Annotated in this window: 4 protein-coding genes and 1 pseudogene; 1 reads left to right on the top strand and 4 read right to left on the bottom strand. The window is 40.8% G+C overall.

The features are described from left to right. The 4 genes from aceE to ampD all read right to left on the bottom strand — a co-directional run. Positions 1-2,330 (bottom strand): pyruvate dehydrogenase (acetyl-transferring), homodimeric type (gene aceE / locus QZ488_RS21005; RefSeq protein ID WP_293752435.1); only part of this gene is annotated, 2,330 nt, incomplete at its 3' end. A gap of 146 nt (positions 2,331-2,476) precedes the next feature. Next, positions 2,477-3,223, bottom strand: coding sequence for a GntR family transcriptional regulator (locus QZ488_RS21010; RefSeq protein WP_293752437.1), 747 nt, complete (start codon positions 3,221-3,223; stop codon positions 2,477-2,479). Between the two features lie 195 nt (positions 3,224-3,418). Further along, entirely contained in the window at positions 3,419-4,243 is an 825-nt protein-coding gene (gene ampE / locus QZ488_RS21015) for a beta-lactamase regulator AmpE (protein ID WP_293752439.1), read from the bottom strand. 30 nt (positions 4,244-4,273) lie between these two features. Next, on the bottom strand, positions 4,274-4,810 hold the full coding sequence (gene ampD, locus QZ488_RS21020) for a 1,6-anhydro-N-acetylmuramyl-L-alanine amidase AmpD (RefSeq protein WP_293752441.1): 537 nt from the start codon (positions 4,808-4,810) through the stop codon (positions 4,274-4,276). A gap of 147 nt (positions 4,811-4,957) precedes the next feature. Between ampD and QZ488_RS21605 the strand changes: the two are divergent. Then, positions 4,958-5,067: pseudogene (locus QZ488_RS21605) on the top strand (TIGR02281 family clan AA aspartic protease); the annotation flags it as partial.

Raw genomic sequence — 5,067 nt, forward strand, 5'->3', positions numbered from 1 at the left:
CGAACCACGTCTTGACCTTCACGGGCTAATTCATTGAATGAAGTAACAGAATAAACATCAGAAGAGACATTGTAGTCTTGACTCAGTATTTGAGCCGCCTTACGCACTTCATTTAAGATAGTACCTGAACCTAGAAGTTGAACATTAGACTTAGCTTTTTTGCTTTCAACACGCTCTAACTTGTAAATACCTTTAATGATATCTGCAGCTACATCATCACCTTCTGGCATTGCAGGGTGCTGATAGTTTTCATTCATCAAGGTGAGGTAATAGAAAACATTTTCGTTTTCACCGTACATACGGCGTAAACCGTCTTGTACTATTACTGCTACTTCATATCCATAAGTTGGGTCATAAGTCACACAATTAGGGATGAGGTTCGCTTGTACATGGGAATGCCCATCTTGGTGTTGTAAACCTTCACCATTCAAGGTTGTACGACCAGCAGTAGCACCTAACAAGAAGCCGCGAGCTTGGCTATCGCCAGCTGCCCATGCTAAATCACCTACTCGTTGGAAACCAAACATTGAATAGTAGATATAGAATGGAATAGTCGTCGCATTACAAGTTGAATAAGACGTACCAGATGCGACCCAAGAAGCCATTGCGCCTAGTTCGTTAATGCCTTCTTGTAACACCTGACCTTTTTTATCTTCACGATAATAGGCCACTTGATCTGCATCTTGAGGAATGTATTTTTGACCTTCGTTGGCGTAAATACCCACTTGGCGGAATAAACCTTCCATACCAAAAGTACGGGCTTCATCAGGAATAATAGGTACTACACGTTTACCCATTTTTTTGTCTTTCAATAATACGTTTAGCACACGTACAAAGGTCATAGTTGAAGATACTTCACGATCTCCAGAACCTTTCAAAATAGCATCAAATGCTTTTAACTCAGGCATTTCAAGCTGTTCTTCTGCTTGCTGACGACGTTGTGGTAATGCGCCGCCCAATGCTTCGCGACGTGCTTTCATATACTTATATTCTTCACTGTCTTCAGCAAATTTAAAATAAGGTAAATCAGCAATCGTTTCGTCGGCTACAGGAATGTTAAAACGGTCGCGGAATTTCTTAATAGAATCCACATCCATTTTTTTCACGTTGTGCGCAATGTTAAGGGCTTCACCAGATGCACCTAAACCAAAACCTTTTACTGTTTTAGCCAAAATTACCGTTGGGCGATCTTTGGTGTCCATGGCTTTTTGATAGGCAGCAAAAACTTTAACTGGGTCATGTCCACCACGGTTTAAGCGGAAAATGTCTTCGTCGGACATATTGGCCACTAATGCGGCTGTTTCAGGGTATTTGTTGAAGAAGTTCTCGCGGGTGTACTTGCCACCTTTGGCTTTACAGTTTTGGTATTCACCATCCACTGTTTCGCTCATAAGCTGTAAAAGTTTACCTGATTTGTCACGAGCAATCAGTGCATCCCAGTAACTTCCCCAAATAACTTTGACCACTTCCCAACCCGCGCCACGGAAAGTACCTTCAAGTTCTTGAATGATTTTTCCGTTACCACGTACCGGTCCATCAAGACGTTGTAAGTTACAGTTAATCACAAAGGTTAAGTTATCTAGGCCTTCACGAGAGGCTAAGCCAATGGCACCTAATGATTCGGGCTCATCACATTCACCGTCACCCATGAAACAATAAACTTGTTGTCCAGAGCAATCTTTAATACCGCGATTGGTTAAATACTTTAAGAAACGAGCCGTGTAGATTGCTTGTAGTGGTCCTAAGCCCATAGACACAGTAGGGAATTGCCAATAATCCTTCATTAAATGCGGATGAGGATATGACGATAAACCTTCACCATCACATTCTTGGCGGAAATTATTCAACTTTTCTTCTGATAAATTACCTTCAACATAAGATCGGGCATAAATGCCAGGAGAAATATGTCCTTGGGAAAAAATAAAGTCACCGCTATTTTTTTCGTTAGGTGCTTTAAAAAAGTGGTTGAACCCTACATCGTACAACATGGCAGATGATGCAAAACTACCTATGTGACCACCAAGCTCTAAGTCTTTCTTAGAGGCCCGTAAAACGATCATCAAAGCATTCCAACGGATTGCTCCACGAATACGTGCTTCAATTGTTTGGTCACCAGGCATGGTTGGCTCTTGAGCTACCGGAATGGTATTGATATACGCTGTAGTGGCGTCATAAGGTAAATGCGCTCCACTACGACGAGCTTTGTCAATGAGTGCCTCTAAAAGAAAATGTGCGCGTTCCGCACCTTCTTCTTCAAGAACTGTTTCTAGAGAGTCTAACCACTCTTGTGTTTCTTGTGGATCCACATCCGGATGCATCATATCAGCCATGGTGCTTTCCTTTTTTTATAGTTTGTTAATGTAGGGACTTACCGTTAATCAATATAGCGAGTGTAAAACACTGAACTTGCATGATATTTCGATAAGTTGTTATTCATTTCATTCTTGAACATGTCAAAACACATTCAATGAAATAGTTAGTTTACTTCAATTCGCCGCAACGCCCTTTGCATACGCATGTCTTGACGATTAATGTTTAATAAAGTGTCTTCAATATAAGCCAAATGTTCATTGCTGGCCTTTCGAGCTTGTTCAGGATCGCCTGCTAAAATAGCTTGTACTATATTGCGCCTTTGGCGCTTTATATTTTGTGCCGCATCAGCATGTTTTGCCAATACCTCTAAGTTACGTTGGATATTGTCTTGCAGCATAGACTGTAGACTGCGCATCACGTGCTGTAAAACCATGTTATGAGCAGCTTTAGCCATAGTCAGATAAAAGTTTACTAATGCGGCCGCCTCTTGGCTTTTATCGGTAGAGTCAGTTGGTAATGCGTCTAATGCGCTCTCTAGCGCCTGATAATCTTCTGGTTGCCCTCTCAGCGCTGCGTAATAAGCAGCCATACCTTCTAACGCATGTCGAAATTCAAGCAAATCAAATTGCATTTCTGGTTTGTCAGACAACAGTAATAAAAGAGGATCGGTAATTAATTCGTTGAGGCGAGGTTTAACAAATGTGCCTCCTCCTTGTTTGCGTTCCACCAAATTTTTGGCTTCAAGTTTCTGAATGGCTTCTCTAACGGAGGGTCTTGATACTGCAAATTGTTCTGCAAGTGTGCGTTCTGATAGAAGTTTTTGTCCAGCTAACAATCTACCATCTAATATCATGGACTCTAATTGCTCCATAATATCGTCAGATAATTTTCTAGATTGTACTTGGCGCATTCAATAATTCCATAGTTAGTGATAGCAATAACGTTGGTACTTGGTAAATTGGTAAGACCATTGACCCGCAATAGCTTAGTAGACATTTGTCTTGGGGTAAATGTTAATTTTACAAAAGATAAGTTACATGCAGGGGATGAAAATAAAGATGTTTAAAAACAGATGGTTAATGATGGGGTGGTCTGGTCAGACCTTTTAATCAATCCAACCAGATAAGGTTAATAGTGCAATTACGACTAATAAAAACATCACGTTTCGTTTAGCCAAACGGACTAAAGTGCAGGGCTCTTCGGTACAATCATTTTCATCTGGTTCGATTTCTTCGGCTTTTTTAGATACATCCAATAGCAGTGTTTTGGCCTGAACAGCTGGGTCGGGTAAATAGCCTAACCATGTCGGGAAAGCACGAGAAAAATGTCCTACTAATAAAAAGCCTAAAGCCGTTATACGCACGGGTACCCAGTCAACAAGATTGAGTAAACGTTTTACTTGATTGGCTACTTGTTCGTTATCGCTCGACAACTTTGAATTCATTTCCCTTACTAGTACATACAATATCGCCCCAGCTGCGCCGAACACAGCAAACCATAAAATTACGGCTGTGTAGTGGCGGTAGTTTTGCCAAACAAGGTTTAGTCCAAAGGAGGTTGAGCCCTTGTCATCGCCACTTATTTGATCCTCATACATACTGCAGGCTTGTAAATCACCACGGTTAGCCGCTTGTAAAAAGCATTTGTAGGTAGCGCGGATTGCTGGGCATCCTACACAAACCATTAATATGGCAGTGCTAATAACCAACTCTAGTAATCCACCGGCAAATTCTTGCACAACTAAGTAGATAATAATAACAGGCACAAAAATAACCAATGCCAAGATCCAAGATTTGGAGGACGAGTTAAACCAACCGCGAGATTCGATACTTTGTAAGTATTTATCAGTGTAAAACCCTACTTGCCAAAATTGGGATTTAGTAGTGACGCGTTCAACTAGCAATACCAGCAACAAGCTGATTAATGTCATGATTTTATCTCTTTAGGTTATACAAAATTATCATATCATCTGCCGATATTGTGACCAATCAAAAGCAATGCCTGGATCGGTTTTTCTGCCGGGTGCAATATCATTGTGACCAACAATACGCCCTAGGGTTATTGCTGGGTAGTCCTGCATTAATGCTTTGGTTAATAGACTAAGCTGCTCATATTGAGCTGGGGTATAGGGAATATGATCAGCCCCTTCAAGTTCAATTCCAATAGAATAATCATTACACCTACTTATTCCCTGAAAGCTTGATACTCCTGCATGCCACGCGCGTTTATCAAATGGTACAAATTGTAGAATACTCCCATCACGCTTAATTAAACAATGAGCTGACACGCGCATTTGATAAATGCTGGCAAAGTAAGGGTGTAATTTGGGATCTAAACAGCCGGTAAAAAAGTACTTGATATAATCACCGCCAAATTTGTTTGGAGGCAATGAAATATTATGTACCACTAAAAGCGAGACTGTAGTCTGTTCTGGGCGTTCGTCCCAATGGGATGTTGGGCAATATTCAGCTTGTGTTAAAATGGCGTTTTTAATCAAGGTATTAGCGTTATAAATAGGCCTAGTTTTGATATCATAACAAACAGAATTAATGTTATGTGACAAATATATACTGATACCACACCTCACTCTCGCTGAATCCGACATTTTGAGGTGACATTAGGATAAAGAGGAACGAACAAGTCAATGCAACAGAGTCAAATGGGTAAAGGCATGTTAATTGTCGCTTGGGTCATTGGGTTGGGCTTGTTAACCCTATTGTTTGATGATCAGCTTGCTAAGCAGTTTAATCCTAA

The organism is uncultured Paraglaciecola sp., from assembly GCF_913020055.1.
Taxonomy (GTDB): Bacteria; Pseudomonadota; Gammaproteobacteria; order Enterobacterales; family Alteromonadaceae; genus Paraglaciecola.

What these genes read in the sequence shown, in the direction of transcription:
- ampE (WP_293752439.1), bottom strand. Translation starts at nt 4,243, where the DNA reads ATGACATTAATCAGCTTGTTGCTGGTATTGCTAGTTGAACGCGTCACT.
- QZ488_RS21010 (WP_293752437.1), bottom strand. Translation starts at nt 3,223, where the DNA reads ATGCGCCAAGTACAATCTAGAAAATTATCTGACGATATTATGGAGCAA.